General features: G+C 44.0%; 9 protein-coding genes. 2 read left to right on the top strand and 7 right to left on the bottom strand.

Annotation, left to right across the window (positions count from 1 at the left end):
* Positions 1 to 96: 96 nt before the first annotated feature.
* Positions 97 to 4,167, top strand: coding sequence for a S8 family serine peptidase (locus AC6CIB_RS06180; RefSeq protein WP_498278826.1), 4,071 nt, complete (start codon positions 97 to 99; stop codon positions 4,165 to 4,167).
* A gap of 133 nt (positions 4,168 to 4,300) precedes the next feature.
* Positions 4,301 to 4,486 (top strand): hypothetical protein, encoded by a 186-nt coding sequence (locus AC6CIB_RS06185; RefSeq protein ID WP_148968056.1) that lies wholly within the window; start codon positions 4,301 to 4,303, stop codon positions 4,484 to 4,486.
* Between the two features lie 16 nt (positions 4,487 to 4,502).
* On the opposite strand, the gene AC6CIB_RS06190 is transcribed toward AC6CIB_RS06185, so the two are convergent.
* The 7 genes from AC6CIB_RS06190 to gltB form a co-directional block, all read right to left on the bottom strand.
* Complete coding sequence (locus tag AC6CIB_RS06190; protein ID WP_498280479.1) at positions 4,503 to 5,303, bottom strand: arylamine N-acetyltransferase family protein; 801 nt, start codon at positions 5,301 to 5,303, stop codon at positions 4,503 to 4,505.
* 65 nt (positions 5,304 to 5,368) lie between these two features.
* Positions 5,369 to 5,728 carry a ferredoxin reductase domain-containing protein gene (locus AC6CIB_RS06195; protein ID WP_498278828.1) on the bottom strand — a complete coding sequence of 120 codons (360 nt, stop codon included), beginning with the start codon at positions 5,726 to 5,728 and terminating at the stop codon, positions 5,369 to 5,371.
* 392 nt (positions 5,729 to 6,120) lie between these two features.
* Positions 6,121 to 7,986 (bottom strand): squalene--hopene cyclase, encoded by a 1,866-nt coding sequence (gene shc, locus AC6CIB_RS06200; RefSeq protein WP_498278830.1) that lies wholly within the window; start codon positions 7,984 to 7,986, stop codon positions 6,121 to 6,123.
* A 111-nt stretch (positions 7,987 to 8,097) separates the two neighbouring features.
* The gene (locus AC6CIB_RS06205) at positions 8,098 to 8,811 is read right to left on the bottom strand and encodes a DUF2161 domain-containing phosphodiesterase (RefSeq protein WP_498278832.1); all 714 of its coding nucleotides are present in this window, start codon (positions 8,809 to 8,811) and stop codon (positions 8,098 to 8,100) included.
* A gap of 272 nt (positions 8,812 to 9,083) precedes the next feature.
* The gene (gene nagE / locus AC6CIB_RS06210) at positions 9,084 to 10,532 is read right to left on the bottom strand and encodes an N-acetylglucosamine-specific PTS transporter subunit IIBC (protein WP_498278834.1); all 1,449 of its coding nucleotides are present in this window, start codon (positions 10,530 to 10,532) and stop codon (positions 9,084 to 9,086) included.
* Positions 10,533 to 10,755: 223 nt separating this feature from the next.
* Positions 10,756 to 12,243 (bottom strand): glutamate synthase subunit beta, encoded by a 1,488-nt coding sequence (locus tag AC6CIB_RS06215; protein WP_498278836.1) that lies wholly within the window; start codon positions 12,241 to 12,243, stop codon positions 10,756 to 10,758.
* 17 nt (positions 12,244 to 12,260) lie between these two features.
* On the bottom strand, positions 12,261 to 16,859 hold the full coding sequence (gltB, locus tag AC6CIB_RS06220) for a glutamate synthase large subunit (RefSeq protein ID WP_498278838.1): 4,599 nt from the start codon (positions 16,857 to 16,859) through the stop codon (positions 12,261 to 12,263).
* Between the last annotated feature and the right edge of the window lie 231 nt (positions 16,860 to 17,090).

Genomic DNA, 17,090 nt, shown 5'->3' on the forward strand with positions numbered 1-17,090 from the left:
TAAACCCCCATACAAACAAGTTCAAACTCCTTTAAAATATGAATTGAACCAATATTTCGATAAATCACCATCTAATATTACAGAAAAGAGGTAGAAATGATGAATGGATCTTCCATTGCAAAGAAATCAGCTGTGATTGCATTATCCACAGGATTAATGTTATCTCCAATATCGACCTATTCCATTCCAACAGCCACAGCTGCTGATTGGGAAGCAGAAACAATTTTATCTTCTTTGACTGATGAGCAGAGACAAGCCTTACATCAATTGGAATTAACTAATACAATGGGCCTTCAAGGATTTCAACAGAGTGATTTAGCATCCGGTGAAGAGATTTCGGTTATCGTCCAATTTCAATCTAAACCGAGCAATGTAGCTGTTTTAGAAGCGGCCGTAAAAGGAAAAAAACTCAAGAAAGCGGATGCTGAGGCAAAGGTAGAGAAAGAACATAAGATTTTTAAGGAAGATGTAACAAAGCATCTATTTACTAGTAATGTAAAAGGAAAAAAGGTAGCGCCGAAAATTACCCAAATCTATAAAGACGCGTATAACGGGGTGGCGATGACACTTCCAGCCAATCAAGTAGAGCTACTGCTTAACTCCAAAGCTGTCAAAGCGGTGTATAAAAATCAGGCATTTACGGTAGATCCCGTTCAACAAGATCTCCCAAAAGATGTTGAGAGGGAAATCACAACGTCTGTGGAAAGCATTCCATTTTTAAAGGTAGATCAGTTACATAAGGAAGGAATAACGGGAGATGGGATTAAAGTCGGGGTAATCGACACGGGAGTCGACTATAACCACCCTGATCTGAAGGATGCCTACAAAGGCGGTTATGATTTTGTTGACGATGATTCTGATCCCATGGAAGCCACCTATGAAGATTGGAAGAATACGAGTGAGCCTGAGTTCAGTTATACAGGAAGTTCGTATTACACCTCTCACGGTACCCATGTATCGGGAACGATTGTAGGACAAAATGAGAATGATAGTGAAGTATCTGTTGAAGGGGTTGCCCCTGATGCTGACCTATATGTGTATCGGGTTCTCGGTCCATACGGAAGCGGCTACACCGAAGACGTCCTCGCCGGTATAGAGAAGTCGATTCAAGATGGAATGGATGTCATCAACCTCTCATTGGGTGCCGCTATTAACGACCCTTACTATCCAACCAGTACAGCCCTTAATTATGCGGTTTTAAATGGAGTCACTGCCGTTGTTTCTGCAGGGAATTCAGGTCCAAATGACTTTACGCTCGGCTCACCTGGTACAGCAGCTTTGGCTTTAACCGTAGGGGCAAGTGATGTCCCTGTCTCACAAACTACATTTACAGGACAAGGTTCCAATGGTTGGACCACCGATATTGTGAGTATGGCCAGAGGCTTCGCCCACAAGTTTACAAGTTTAGAAGAGCAAACACTGGAGCTGGTGGATGTCGGGTTAGGATATCCGGAAGATTATGAGAATAAAAACGTGGAAGGAAAGATCGCTTTCGTTCAGCGTGGTGATTTTGCTCTGAATGACAAAGTGAAATTCGCAAAAGAACATGGTGCCAATGCTGTCATTATGTATAACAATGTAGAGGGTCATATAGGTTATAATCTTGGGGAATCTGTAAACTATGTTCCTGCCTTCTCCATGACGAAAGCTGCAGGAGAAGAATTGAAAGCAGCGATCACCAGTGGGTCGACCAGTTTCACCTTCACTCATTTAGAAGAAAGTTTTACGAAAGGTGATCAATTAGCGGATTTCAGTTCACGGGGTCCTGTTAACAAAAGCTATGATATGAAACCGGAAGTCGTAGCACCGGGAGTCAGCGTTCTGTCGACCTTCCCTTCATATATGATCGATCCAGAAAAAACGGATGACTATCAGTATGCTTACTCTAGATTATCAGGTACCTCTATGGCTTCCCCTTTCACTGCGGGGGTTGCAGCTTTACTTTTAGGAGAAAATCCCGATCTTGAGCCTGCTGATATTAAAACCCTACTCATGAACTCTGCTGATCCATTGAATGGAGATTACAGCGTATTTGAGGTTGGTGCTGGAAGAGTGGATCCGTACCAAGCCCTTCACAGTCAGACGAAGATCCAAATCAAAGATGAGACGTTGCTTCCTAGCGGTGAAGAACTGATCCCGATCGACAATCCGACAGGAGGACTGAGCTTTGGGAATCAAGTAGTGGCTGAAGGAACTCACCTCCGCGTACAAAAAAGTTTTGAAATTACCAATAATAGTGGTGAAAAGAAAACATTCGACATTCGTGTTGAAGAAAATATACAGGAAGGCACCCTTAGCCTTAAAGAAAATGGAGTTCAAGTAACGACTGATAAGTCCATCAAGGTAAATGGAGGTAAGAAAAAGACCTCAAACCTATTCATGACGATGCCGAAAACCGCTGCGAAGGGGATATATGAAGGGTATCTGGTCGTAACGAACCAAAACGACCGTTCAGAAAGTTACCGTGTTCCATTTAGTGTAAAAAGATCAGAAGAGGGCTTTAATACACTTCAATTATTGTCCCCTGCTTTTGCACCTCCTCAGTACACACATGGTTTTGATCCATATCGCTATCCATCTGCACTTCTTGAATTCAATCTGAGTTCAACGATGGAAAGCATGGATTTGATCCTTCAGGATGGAGAATCAGGTGAAGATTTAGGATTGATCGGTACACTTAACTTGCAGGGTGCTTTACTTGATAACAATTACTTATTACGTGCATTCCAGGGTGGCTACCATGCATTTACAGGGGATAAAAAACATCCTGTTGCTGATGATGTGACCATCGCCAAGCCTGGACATTACAATTTAAAATATGTGACAACCGACCCCAAAGGGAAAGTGAAAACGAAAACAGAACCTTTCTTCATCGATATAGAAGGACCAACCTTCAAAAGTTCATTGGATGGTGAATCCCCGTTCCTTGAATATCAACCAGGTCAGGAAACCTATCCATTTGAGATTGAAATTACAGATCCACTTATTGAAGACATGCAAGAAGCAGGAATTGACACAGATCAATCCAAAAACTTTATGATTTATTATTGGAATTCACCGTTCCCATCATCCCCGCTTTATATGGATGAAAACGGTAAGTTTGTCGAAGAAATTGCGATGAATGAGAACGTGGAAGCTCTTAACTTTAGAATGAAGGGCTATGATATGGCTGGAAACAATAGTGGGATGAAGAACTATTTCTTCATTAAAGAAGGTACACCAAATTCGTATCTGAAAACCGATGCGAAAACCGTTACAACTGGTGAAACCGTACACGCAACTTTAGCACTGGATAATGTTCAAGATGCAAAGGAAGCCACTTGGACATTTGAAGATTATTACGGATTTCAACCAGAAGTGGTCGATGCCAAGTTATCCGGGGAATTTTCCGATAAAGCTTCGCTGACCCTTGATGGAAACCAGATCAAGGTTACGTTCAATGAACCTATTCAATCATTTGATCATAGCGCAATTGTTGATGTGCAAGTGAAGGTTCAAGATGAACTGTTCACTAAATTAGACGCCTTGGATCCAACTGTTACCGTAACGAATTCTAACAATGAAGCAATGGATCTATTACATGCTGGTGCTGAACTCGCTGTCAATCCGGACTTTAACTCAATAACAGGGTTTGTGAGCCCGGAAGGATTTGATAGTGGATCTGGCTTCAATGTCAAGAAAGATTGGAACAAAGCTGGTGCCACCATCGAATTCAAGAATTCATCCGGAGACGTCTATAATCCATCTTCCATCACGGAAAATGGGGAGTACTCCATCGGGAAACTTCCATTAAGCAAAGATCCATATGAAGTAAAAGTTCAAGTGCCTGGCCACTTCTTGACCAAAAACACAGAAAGAATCGGTTATGAGTACAATGGGGAGCTTTATGGAAAGTATCATAGAGCTACGAACCTGAAGCCTGTCGGGGGAGATGTCAACCAGGATAACGTCATCGACATCCATGATGCCATCGCCATTCAGGATGCCTGGAATACAAATAATCGTGCTGCCGACATCAATTTCGATGAGGTGGTGGATGCGAATGATATCAAGTTTGTTCAGAAAAACTATTTATTACAGAATGAACAAGTTGAGGACGCACCTACTCCAGTAGAGTCAGCAGATGGAAAAACACTTGATTCTATTTTGGAAGAACTGGGATTATAATTCATTGATGAAACAAAAGGAATGAACCTATCGAATAGGCTCATTCCTTTTTTCTTTATGAATTTTGACATAAGAATGGGTTCAACTTCCTATCACCTTGAACATATAATACCTCGAAAGGAGGGGGAACAGAATGGATCGTTTTATTCTTTTGTTAGTAGCGGGTATTCTATCCGGTTTCGCATTGTTGAAGGTTCCTTTAGCAGGTACGTTCTTAGCAAGTGTATCCCCAGTAACGGACATCATAGGCGTTTTAGCTATTCTCATATTCTCACTATTCCTTATCTATAAAGGCATCATGTCCATACTAGGGAAGTGAATAATCAGACCCGGATTTATTCCGGGTTTTTTTTAGTATGCTGGAAACCAAACCAGGAATTCAGCAGTTCTTTATAACTTTCAAGGTCTATCTCCTTTTTCGTTAATCCTCCGGCCTTCCAGTGGGTAAAGGACGTGTCTGTTAAGGTCACATTCCCGTCATTCGTCCGTTTTGTCAGCAATGGATGCTTGTTAAAAGGGGAATCTGAATGGTTGGCAATAATTGTTTGAATGTCATTCAACTGAGTGACATCCTTTATGGGATCACCCGAATCAAAAGCATATCCGGTTCTCCATTCCGAATGCTTATGCTTTAATTTCATTTCAAAGATATAATCTCCATGGAGACTGTCGACCTCTTTAACTCTAAACTCGCCATTTGAAGAGACGACCGTTTCTCCCGATAATGGTACTGGTTTTAACGGGAGATTCCCTCCAAAACCCGTATCAATCACATATTTGGCATCTTGATGAGTGACTAAAATGACCACATGAGTTCTTCCTAACGTCTGGTACTGCTCTTTATCATGATCGTAAACGACTCCACGAACAAGAACCGCATCAAATTTATTTTCGATCAAAAATAAATAAAACAATGAATTCAATTCATAACATAGACCACCTTCATTCTTCACGAGCATTTTATTCATTAGATTTTCTTTGGTAAGATTGGTGAAAGTATTTCCAATAACGCATAGATTTTCGAATGGGATGCTTTTAGCTGTTTCTTCTAAAATGGTATCTAGTTGTTGAAAGGTTATTTTCGCGGTGGTTGGATAATGTATTCTTTTGCGAAATAATGTATTTAGATCGGTGATGTTGACCCCTCCATTTCTTTAGTGTCATACTACATTATGGTGTATCTCTTTGTTATTTATTTACTCTATAGGAAAAACACCTTGTATGCCACTGTCACAACTGAATTTGCAACTTCCCAGACTGAGCACGCGATACACATGTCCCCCTCCTTCATCCGTTCATGCCAATACAGAGATCCTCCCTGGGACGTTTCAATTAGACGGATGGCGATTTGATAGGCGGCTGTTTGACCAGGTGGATTCGTTAAGGAATACGATCTGGCAATGGTTTGTCCATCCAACTCCACATATGTAGTGATATGGGATCCCCCGCTACAATAAGGAAGGGGCTCGTTATGTTTATGAACAAGCGGAAACCTCTTAACGTGAGGCGTTTCCTGATGAATGGACCTGACTTGGACGGGGATGGTTTTATGTAGATTCACCTATGATCACTCCCCGTTTCTAAGGTAGCGTAACCGAGGTATGATCCTCGTAATGGAGAGTAATGATCGGAAACGGACAGCTTTAAGTGAAATGGGAACAGGTCGTCTGGAGTTTACCCAAATTTCCGCTATCAATCTTTGTTTTCTGATGACTTTCGCAACAGAACACATCGATCACTCTGATACCTTGACCATAAATTGCGCTTCCTCTTCAGAAAAACCTCCACACTACTCGGCTCATCCAAAGGAACCGAATTAGTGGAATACCGATACACTTCCCCCTTAAAGGGATAAGGAAACGAATCCACTTTCACCATACAACCACACTTTTATCCGAAAATTCTTTTTTTTATTTTATCGCATGGAGGGACGGACTTCAAGAGGTCTGTCCCTCACCCGTATTTCTCTTTGTACCTGCTGAGTGTGATCAGGGGCCATATCCACCGGTAGCTATGGTAGTGTATATAGAAGTTTCCTGGAAGACCGACTCCTGTTGGGTACGTTTTGGATGAGTCATCTGCTTCTCCGTTCATTAATTCGAGAAGCGCCATGATGCCCAGGTCAATTGCAGGGGTTGGTTTGTCTTCGATACAGATGAGAGATTCCAGTGCCCATGCTGTTTGTGATGGGGTACTGAAGGAAAGAGGCACGTATGTCTTCTCCTGATCGCTATAACAGGATTCTCCCCAGCCCCCGTCCTTGTGTTGAATGCTCTCTAACCATGCTTTAGCTCTTTGGATATTCTTATTAGAAGAAGGCACTCCCGTTGCTTTCATTCCCGTGATGGCCGCCCACGTTCCATAGATATAGCAGACTCCCCATCGTCCGTACCAGGATCCATCGTCCTTTTGCATTAGCTTCAACCATTGAACCCCCCTATTCACCTGGGGATGGTCTTTGGTCAGACCTGCCCGTCTTCCTAGAAATTCCAGTGTTCTTCCTGTTAGATCAGGAGTTGATGGATCGATCGCCGCTGCCTCAGCCCCGTCCATTGGAAAAGAAGTAAGGATGCCTTTCGTCTTGTTTTTTTCAAATGCCGGCCAGCCTCCATCACGGTTTTGCATACCGATAACCCAATCAATCCCACGATCCCATGATTGCCGGACAAGTGGATTCTCTGCAGCTGAATACGTAATGGCCCTAAGAGCCGCTGTCGTATCATCCACATCAGGGTGAATGCTGTTGCTTCCTGAAAAGCCCCATCCCCCGGGCTTCACTCCGCTCTCCATCGCCCAATCTCCATACCGAAAATGTTGTTTTCTACCAAGGTACTCCATCGCTTTCCCTATGGAATGGTCATGTGCATCCACCCCCGCTTCCTGAAGGGCATAGCTGATCAGAGCAGTATCCCAAACGGTAGAGGGAGAGTTTTGAACATGTATACCTTTCTTTGTTTCACATGCCATCTCTTTTAATCCATCCATTGCCTTAACAATGGTAGGATCATTCTTTTTATAGCCCAAGCTCAACAGGGCATAAATCATATAAAACGTCGTGCTGAAGTAACTAAGATACGTTCCATCTGATTCGATCCGTTGCAGCATGTACTGCTGGACAAACTGCCGGGCATGTTGGTGAAGATGGGATGGAATACTTATTAAGGACTGTAGGCCTTGGTTGATTTTCGAAAATAATTTCAGTTCCCGATCGTTGTATCGTACTTCATGGGGGGTACGGGACATATGTTTGATTTGAGGAATGCTATTTGTTTTTAACGAGAATCGCTGATCTTTCAGTAGCAACAGTGGTGCCAAATGAGCTCGTGCATAGCTGCTGAAATCCCAAAAATTCAGGGGGAAATGCTTTGGAATCATTAAAAACTCAATGGGAATCGGAAGCAAATGCTTCCAATCATATTGTCCATGAATGGCAAGCATAAATTTAGTAATCGAGTGCGCCTCGTGAAAGCCATTTTTCTCTATAAAATGTTTCGCTTTCTCAAGTCTCTTATCATCGTCCTTCACCATGCCGCTATACATCAGGGCAAAGTAGGCTTCAATCGTTGAAGACAGATTTCCTTCCTTCTCATCCTCAAAAAGCTTCCATGTCCCTTCCCTTGTTTGCAAATTCCAAAGGCGGTTCACCAGCCGTCCCACTAGCTCTTCATCCCCCGTCTCAAGGGAACGTAGGAGAATGATCATATACGCATCAGTCATCACGCTATTTTCAAAGCAGAAGGACCAGCTTCCGTCCGCATTCTGTTTATGCTGAAGATCACTCACCATTTTATGAATCGTGCTCTCAATCTTCTTTTTCATACATTTATCCTCCCGATATCTGCTCTGATTTAATGTATATGTGAAGAATGCGGGTACTAGTAGTCAGATGCAAAGAAGAGCCTGCTCTCCGGTTGCGGGGGCAGGCTCTTTCTATTGTTCTTCTATTTTCTTTGAGTAATAGCTTACAAGTTCGGGATACTTCCCAAGCTCTTTTTTTCCTTGCTCCGTTATCTGGTAAACTCCCCTTTTTACCCGCTCAAACCAGCAGTAATAATTTTTCTGAAGAATCGATGGAGTTTTCGCACCAGTGCCCAACTTGGCTAAATTCCTAGGTGACATGGGACCATGTTTTTCCAGGTAACAAGCAATCTGAATGCAGTTTTCCTTGTAGGCCGTCATGATTTTCGTTTTATTGCTGCCGCCTACATTGTAATCTGCACTGCGCCCTTCGATTTCTTTTACAAGAGCCGCCCTTTTTCGCTTACTGTTCTTCATACTCTTTTTCCGGTCAAAGGTTTCCGGATGTATGACAAAATCAAGCTTTGGTGTTTTCGTTGTAAACGAAATGGTAATCAGACCGAGTTCTAATCTGCGAACCAAGTGGCAGACATCATTCCACCGCTTTGACCGGGGACGCTTTGGTTTCGGGATCGCAATGTACACAAGGTCTGTGAGTCTCTGCCGCTTTGTCGCTTGAATAAGAAGCTCGACATTCAATGAAAGCTTCAATTCTACAATCACAAGTTCATCTTCTTTAAAGGCAGTCACATCACAATCGTTCACTTCACCGTTCACCTGGTAACCCTGTTTATGAAAATGTTTTTGGATCGGTTGATAGAGATCCATTTCTTTTAGTTTCTTCATGGTAAAAACCTTTCTGGGAAAGAATTCTATAGGGTAAAGTATAGACTATTCGAGAAGTTTTTGCAGTTTGGGAGAAAAAGAGACCCCAACTCATGGCGTGGGAGTTGGGGAAAGGTGGTGGCATTCATTTATTTGCCATTTGAGAAATATATCTGCCGAAATCATCTTTTATCTGCCACTTTTTCATTTTTGCTGCCATATTTACGATATATCTGCCATTCTGCAAAATCCAACACATTTTGCCATCCTTTCTCTTGAACTATCTACACCCCCTACCTTCGAATCCTCTCAATCTCATCAGCCACAAACTGCACCGACGTCCCGACAATCACTTGAATGCTATTTTCCCCAACCACATGAATGCCCGGAACCCCTGTCGCTTTGATCCGCTCCTGATCCACCGCATCCATGTCCTTCACTTCCACTCTCAATCTTGTTATACAGTTATCAACGGATGTTACATTTTCATCTCCGCCGAGTCCTGCATAGATCTCCGCTGCCATCACAGCAAACTTTTCGCTTTGAGTATGCACTGTTGCGCTTTCCACTACTGATTCTTCATTATCCTCTTCACGGCCCGGAGTCATTAGATTGAATTTCGCGATCATGAAACGGAACAAGAAATAGTATAGTAGGGCAAATACGACACCTTGTATGAGCAGCATGTACGGAAGATTCGCTAACGGAAGTCTTGAGCTTAGGACAAAATCGACGAACCCTGCACTGAATCCGAACCCAGCCGTCCATTGAAAGAAAGAGGCAATGGCCAGGGATAATCCTGTCAACACAGCATGTGCTACATAAAGGGCAGGTGCCACGAACATGAAGGCAAACTCCAGAGGTTCCGTTACTCCTGTAAAAAAGGAAGCAAAACCAGCTGCCAGCATAAGTGACGCCACCTGCTTCTTCTTACTTGGCTTTGCAGCATGATAGATGGCAAGCCCCGCTGCAGGAAGACCAAACATCATAACCGGGAAGAACCCAGCCTGATACATACCCGTCACACCTTTTTCACCTTTACCTGACCAGAAGTTCCCGATATCATTAATACCGGCAACGTCGAACCAGAACACGGAATTCAAGGCATGATGCAGTCCAGTAGGAATTAATAATCGATTAAAGAATCCATATAAACCCGCACCCGTGAAGCTTAATCCACTGATTTCCTTCCCGAATGAAACTAGAGCAGTGTAGATGACCGGCCAAACGAACAGCATCACACCTGATACAACCAGCATGGCAACCGCCGACATGATCGGAACCAATCGTTTTCCGCTAAAAAAGGCAAGTGCATCCGGAAGCTTCACATGACTGAAGCGATTGTACATAGCTGCCGCAACGATCCCTGACAGAATTCCGACAAACTGATTACCGATTTTCTCAAATGCCGGATTGACCGCTGCGGCATCCACACCTTGAAGCAGTGCAACTGAGTCCGTTGAAAGGAGTGTCGTAATCACGAGATAAGCGACCAACCCGCTCAGTGCTGCAGAACCATCCTTCGTTTTGGCCATACCCAGTGCTACACCGACCGCAAACAGAATCGACATATTATCAATGATCGAAGCGCCTGCCTTAATTAAGAAAGCGGCAATCGGACTATCCGCGCCCCAGCCAGTCGGATCGATCCAATACCCAATCCCCATCAGAATCGCAGCAGCCGGCAAAACGGCAACTGGAAGCATCAACGAACGACCAATGCGCTGAAGATATTTCATCATTTTGTTTTCCCCCTATCAGCCTATTTTTCACTTCAAAATGCTTTGTCTAGTAAATAGGACAAAACCTCTCCCATAAAAAATATTCTGGTTCCAACCTGTTTAGAAGTGAATAGGGATGAATATTCAGCCAACAACCATCCCCTATCTTAATTCACACATACAATCAAAAAAACAAAGAAAAACCCCCGTCAGGCATCATGCCCTACGGAGGTCCGTCCCTCTATTAAGGTAATTCAGTTCCACCCATGAGGTAGCGGTCGCATTCGCGTGCTGCTTCACGGCCTTCGTTGATTGCCCAGACGATGAGGCTTTGGCCTCGGCGCATGTCTCCTGCGGCGAAGACTCCATCGACGTTAGTCAGGTATTTACCGTACTCTGCTTTAACGGTGGAATTGCTGTTTGTTTCGACTTCAAGCTCTTTGATCAGGTCTTGTTCCGGACCACTGAATCCGATTGCCAGAAGGACAAGATCCGCTGGCCATACTTTTTCCGATCCAGGAATTTCATCGCGGATCTTGTTTCCATCTTCGTCATAACGAAGCTTTACATTAACCGTATGAACTTCTTTGATATGACCATGCTCGTCACCGACAAACTTCTTCGTCATGACAGCGTACGCACGTGGATCTTCTCCAAGTACTTCAGCTGCTTCTTTTTGACCGTACTCTACCCGGTGAATGACTGGGTATTGCGGCCATGGATTGCCTACTTCATCCCGCATGGCGCCCTTTTTATCATAGATATCAAACTGAGTGAGGCTTTTACAGTTATGTCTTACCGAAGTGGCTAAACAGTCTGTACCTGTATCTCCCCCACCGATGACGATGACGTTTTTTCCTTCAGCAGAAATATAATTTCCGTCTTCCAGGTTGGAATCCAATAAGCTTTTTGTATTGGATTGAAGAAAATCCATTGCGTAGTGAACGCCTTTCAAACCTCGTCCATCTACTTGGATGTCACGATGAACGGCCGCTCCTCCGCACAGGATGACAGCATCAAAGTTTTCACGCAGGTTTTCGACTGTGTAGTCTTTTCCTACTTCCGTATTCGTTACAAATTCAATGCCCTCTTTCTCTAAAATATCGACGCGGCGCTTAACGACTGAATAAGGCAATTTCATTTCCGGAATGCCATACGTTAATAATCCGCCTACACGATCATTTTTTTCAAAAACAGTCACAAGATGACCTGCTTTATTCAATTGAGCAGCAGAGGCTAATCCTGCCGGACCAGATCCTACGACCGCCACTCGTTTGCCGGTGCGGTGTTCGGGTGGTTCCGGAATGACCCAGCCTTCTTCAAACCCTTTTTCGATGATCGAGCGTTCCACGGTTCTAATCGCAACAGGCGGCTCATTGATTCCGAGTACGCATGCTCCTTCACATGGTGCCGGACAAGCAAAACCGGTGAATTCTGGGAAGTTGTTCATCTGATGCTCGCGCTTAAGAGCTTCTTTCCATTGGTCTTGATACACCAAGTCGTTCCATTCCGGTATTAAGTGATAAACGGGACAACCTGTTGTCGAACCGTTGATTTCCATTCCAGACTGGCAGGTAGGAACGCCGCAATCCATACAGCGCGCCCCCTGTTTCTTGATTTCTTCTTCCGAAAGAGGAGAGGTGTAGTCTTTCCAATCCTTCGTACGTTCAGCTGGATGCCGTTCATCTAATGTTTGTCTGTTATATTCCATGAATCCTGTTGGTTTTCCCATAATATCCCCCTCCCTCTTTACTTCATTGGTTCTAACACTTTTTTCTCTTCTTTTGTACCTTCTTCAAATGCTGCCATTTCAGCATCGAATTTCTCTAATCCGCTATTCTCAAGCTCACTGATTCGTTCTCTCATCTTGAGGTACGATTTCGGAATCACGCGTACAAATTTTGACACGTAGGAATCCCAGTTCGCTAATATTTTCTTCCCATTGTTGCTGTTTGTATAATGAACGTATTTCTCTATCATGTCGTATACATCTTTCATTTCGTCCGGATCAAATAATGGTTGAACAAGAACAAGCTCCTGATTACATCTTGATCGGAAGTTTTCATCCTCATCCAGTACATAGGCGACTCCACCTGACATACCTGCTGCAAAGTTTCGTCCTGTAAGTCCGAGTACAACCACTTTTCCACCTGTCATATATTCACATCCGTGATCCCCGACCCTTTCAACGACTACCTGCGCTCCACTGTTGCGGACACAGAAGCGCTCGCCGGCCACTCCGTAAATATATGCTTCTCCACCAGACGCCCCGTAGAAAGAAACGTTACCGATGATCGTGTTTCGTTCAGGAATGAACGTAGCGGTTGGATCAGGATGAACAATGATTTTCCCGCCTGATAAACCTTTTCCTACGAAGTCATTTGAATCCCCGACAAGTCTCAGCGTCAGTCCTTTTGGAATAAAGGCACCAAAGCTTTGTCCTGCAGATCCTTTAAACGTCAATCGGATTGTATCTTCCGGTAAGCCTTCTGCCCCGTAACGATTTGTAATTTCGCTTCCAAGCATCGTGCCGGTTACGCGGTGAATGTTTCGAATCGCTGTTGTCCATTCCACCGGCTCTCCCGTTTCAATCGCTTGGCGGCAGCGGGGAATCAGCTCTTGATAATCGAGTGTTTTCTCAAGTTCGTGATCCTGTTTTCTTGTCGCATAGCGGCCCACCTTTTCAGGCACATCCGGCTGATGCAGAAGAGCAGAGAGGTCGATTCCTTTCCCTTTCCAGTGATCAATTGCTACGTTTGCTTCAAGGATATCGGTTCTGCCGATCATTTCATTGATTGTTCTGAAACCGAGTTGAGCCATAAGCTCTCTTGTTTCCTGGGCAACAAAGCGCATGAAGTTCGCTACATGTTCAGGGTCACCCGTGTATTTTTTACGTAACTCAGGGTCTTGTGTCGCAATTCCGACCGGACATGTATTCAGATGACATACACGCATCATGACACATCCAAGAACAACAAGTGGTGCAGTGGAGAAGCCATACTCTTCCGCTCCTAGAAGCGATGCAACAACAACATCGCGGCCAGTCATCATTTTCCCATCAGTCTCGACGACAATCCGGTCACGAAGACGATTCAGTAACAGGGTCTGATGAGCTTCGGCAAGACCGATCTCCCATGGCAATCCTGTATGTTTCAGACTTGTTCTCGGTGCGGCACCCGTTCCTCCGTCATATCCACTGATTAACACAACATCCGCTCGGCCTTTTGCCACACCTGCAGCGATCGTTCCAACCCCTACAGCTGATACCAGCTTTACGCTGATGCGGGCTTGCGGGTTTGCATTCTTCAGGTTATAAATCAGCTCGGCAAGGTCTTCAATCGAATAGATATCATGATGAGGCGGGGGTGAAATCAATTCCACTCCAGGAGTAGATCCCCGTACTTCAGCAACCCAAGGATATACTTTTTTGCCAGGGAGATGTCCACCTTCCCCAGGTTTCGCTCCTTGTGCAACTTTGATTTGAATTTCGTCCGCATTTACCAAGTAATGGCTTGTTACACCGAAGCGTCCTGACGCTACTTGTTTGATCGAGCTGCGCCTTGAATCCCCATTTTCATCGGGGGTGAAGCGGCTGGGATGTTCCCCACCTTCACCTGAGTTGCTCCGTCCGCCAATTTTATTCATGGCAATCGCTAATGCTTCATGGGCTTCCTGACTGATGGATCCGAATGACATGGCACCAGTCTTGAATCGGCGACAGATTTCTTCCACTGACTCTACCTCTTCAATCGGGATAGGCTTCGTTTCTTTAAACGAAAGAAGTCCGCGCAGAGATTGCAGATTCTGCTTTTCGTCTGTGAGCATGTTGGAATATTTTTTGAATAACTCATAATTATTCGTACGGCATGCATGTTGAAGAGTGTGAATCGTACTTGGATTGTACGCATGATCCTCTCCATTTTTTCGATATTGGAATTCATCTCCGGAATCCAATGTGCGTTGATTGTCTTTTCGGTCATTAAACGCTTTTCGGTGCCTTAAGAGCACTTCTTTTTCAATGATATCCATCCCGATTCCGCCGAGTCTCGACGCTGTACGGGTGAAATATTTATCAATCACATCTTTATGAATGCCTACTGCTTCGAATATTTGTGCTCCACGGTAACTTTGAATCGTCGAAATTCCCATTTTAGATAAAACCTTGATGACACCGTCTGTCCCTGATTTCACAAAGCTTTGCACCGCTTGTTCGTAAGTGGTGTCCTGCAGCTCGCCCTTATCGATCAGATCCCGCAGTGTTTCATAGGCTAAGTACGGATTGATTGCTTCTGCACCATATCCAAGCAAGGTTGCGAAATGGTGCACTTCCCTTGGCTCCCCTGATTCTAAAAGGATGCTGACAGTCGTGCGCGTTCCTTGGCGAATTAAGTGATGATGCAGTCCCGAAACGGCAAGGAGTGCTGGAATGGCCGCTTTCTCCTTCACAACTCCACGGTCAGATAAAATAAGGAGTGTCGCACCGTCTTCAACGGCCAGGTCAGCTTTTTCATAAAGAGCCTCCAGCGTGCTTTCAAGCTGATTTTCATCATCCTTTACATCAAATAAAATCGATAAAGTAACGGCTTTGAAGCCCTTTTCGTTTTGATGACGAAGCTTCTCAAGCTCTTCACCCGTTAAAATCGGTGACTTTAAATGGATATGCCTGCAGCTTTCAGGACCCGGATCAACAAGATTTCCTTCTGCTCCAATCGTTGTTCCTACAGATGTAATGATCTGCTCTCGAATCGCATCGATAGGTGGGTTTGTCACTTGAGCAAATAGCTGTTTGAAGTAGTTATAAAGAAGCTGTGGCTTTTTGGATAAAACCGCAAGAGGTGAATCATATCCCATGGAACCAACCGGATCTTTCCCGTCCGTCACCATCGGCTTAATGATTTTGTTCAACTCCTCATTTGTGTAGCCAAAAGCCTGCTGCTGCAAGAGCACTTCTTCTGAAGCCAGTTGAACTGGTTCATGTGTCGTTTCAGGTAATTCCTCAAGTTCAAATTTATTATTATCCAGCCAATGTCTGTACGGATACTCAGAAGCAACGCGCAGCTTGATTTCTTCATCCGGGACAATTCTTCCTTTTTCGAGATCAACAAGCAGCATTTTCCCTGGCTGTAATCGGTCTTTGTACACAATGTCATCGGCAAAAATATCCAGGGCCCCTACTTCAGAACCAAGAACGATCATGCCTCCCTTTGTCACATAGTAACGAGCCGGGCGGAGTCCATTTCGGTCCAGGCAAGCACCAATCTGTTTTCCATCAGTAAACACAAGGGCTGCCGGTCCATCCCATGGCTCCATCAAACAGCTATGGTATTCATAGAAGTCCTTTTTCTTCGGATGAATCGTGTCATCATTTTCCCAAGGCTCCGGAACCATCATCATGGCTGTGTGGGCAAGGGATCTTCCTGATAGATGAAGGAATTCAAAGCAGTTATCGAACATAGAGGAATCACTGCCTGTCTCATCAATAACAGGAAGGATTTTTTCCAGATCTTCTTCTTTAAAAGCACTTGAATGGCACAGCTTCTCACGTGCGCGCATCCAGTTCACATTACCTCGTAATGTATTGAATTCTCCATTATGAATCGTATATCGGTTTGGATGAGATCGCTGCCAGCTTGGGAAAGTGTTTGTACTAAAGCGGGAATGTACAAGGGCTAAAGCTGATCGGAACTCAGGGTGGTTGAGGTCAATATAAAAGGAATCGAGCTGTTCCGGGATGAGCATCCCTTTGTAAACGATGGTCGTGGACGACAAGCTACATAGATAGACATCTTCTTGTCCCTCAACAGTTGCCACTTCTTTTTCAATTCGTTTACGGATCACATATAACTTGCGCTCGAAATCCATCCGGGACTGTATGTCATTCGATACGCCGATGAATACCTGGCGGATGAACGGTTTCGACTTGGATGCCACTTTTCCGACAAATGAATCGTTTAGGGGAACAGGTCTCCATCCGAGAGTCTTCTGACCTTCTTCCTCAATGATGCGCTCGAAAATTTCTTTACTCTTCATGCGCTGCTCATAATTTTCAGGAAGGAATACCATTCCGATCCCATATTCACCTTTTCTCGGAAGGATGATGTCTTCTTTCTCACATTGCTTTTTGAAGAAATGATGAGGGATTTGGGTAAGAATACCTGCACCGTCCCCAGTACTTGTATCTGCAGATTGTCCTCCGCGGTGCTCTAAGTTACATAGAATATTAATGGCATTTTGAACGATGTTATGACTCTTCGTCCCATCAATATTTGCAATCATTCCAATTCCACATGCTTCATGTTCTTGCGCAGGATCATACATGCCTTGCGCTACAGGAAGATTCGTTTTCATCCAATGTCCTCCTCTACTAAACTTGTATATTTTTTGAATAATTAACCGGTTAATTAAATTTTCTTAATTTTCGTTAGTATATCATGAAATTTAGAAAAAACGAAAAATTAAGTTGATGGAAAAAAAGTTGTTTTTCCAAATATATATGTAATATAACGAATGAACGTTGATATATAAATGTTTATTTTCACTTAATATTCAGAATCTTTAAAAGCTTGATGCAATCATAAA

The sequence above is a fragment of the Rossellomorea sp. GQ25 genome (genome assembly GCF_059758515.1).